Here is an 859-nt window from a genome sequence, read left to right as displayed (position 1 = left end):
CGCGGGCCAACGAGCCGGCGCGGGTGGCGCGCTGGTGCTTGCCGGTGCCCTTGTCGGGGCGCCAACCGGTGCTGAGCCGGTTCTGCGCCTCGGACAGCGCCTGCGCGAGCCGCACGTGCTCGGCCTGCTGCTGCTCGTACTCCGCCGCCCAGCGGGCCCGTTCGGCCGCGCGGCCCTCCCGGTACCCGTCGTACCCGCCGCCGTAGACGCGCGGCCGGCCGTCCCGGGTGGGGTCCAGGTCGAGCACGTGGGTGGCCACGTCCGCGAGCAGCGCCCGGTCGTGGCTGACCACGACGGAGCCGCCGGCGTGCGCGCGCAGCCGCTCGGTGAGGAAGTGGAGCCCGGCGAGGTCGAGGTGGTTGGTCGGCTCGTCCAGGAGCAGGAAGTCGTCGTCGGCGCCGAGCAGGCAGGCCAGCCGGACCCGGTAGCGCTGGCCGATGGAGAGCGTGTCGAGCGGCCGGGCGCGGTCGCTGACCGCGCCGAGGCCGGCGAGCGCCACGTCGACCCGGCGGTCGGCGTCCCAGGCGTCCAGCGCCTGCGCCGCCTCCAGGGCGTTCGCGTACGTCGCGTCGGCGCCGGGCCGGCCGGCGGCCAGGGCGGCAGCGGCGGAGTCGAGGTCGCGTACGGCGGCGCGGGCGTCGGCAAGGTGTTCGTCGATGAAGTCGCCGACGGTGCGCCCGTCGTCGGCGGGCATCTGCTGTTCTGCCAGCGCGAGGGTCCCCACGCGGTGCACGGTCCCCGCGTCCGGCACCAGGGCGCCGGCCAGGACGTGCAGCAGGGTGGACTTGCCGCGGCCGTTCTCGCCGACGACGCCCCAGCGCGACCCTGGCGAGACCTGGAGATCGAGGTGGCGCAGCAC

Annotated in this window: 1 protein-coding gene; it reads right to left on the bottom strand. The window is 76.9% G+C overall.

Going from position 1 to position 859, the window contains the following annotated elements:
* Positions 1 to 859 (bottom strand): ATP-binding cassette domain-containing protein (locus tag KUM32_RS30720; protein WP_217145236.1); only part of this gene is annotated, 859 nt, incomplete at both ends.

The organism is Streptomyces sp. AC627_RSS907 (assembly GCF_019049165.1).
The sequence above is the reverse complement of the archived record's forward strand: the minus strand, read 5'-3'. Positions and strand labels throughout refer to the sequence as shown.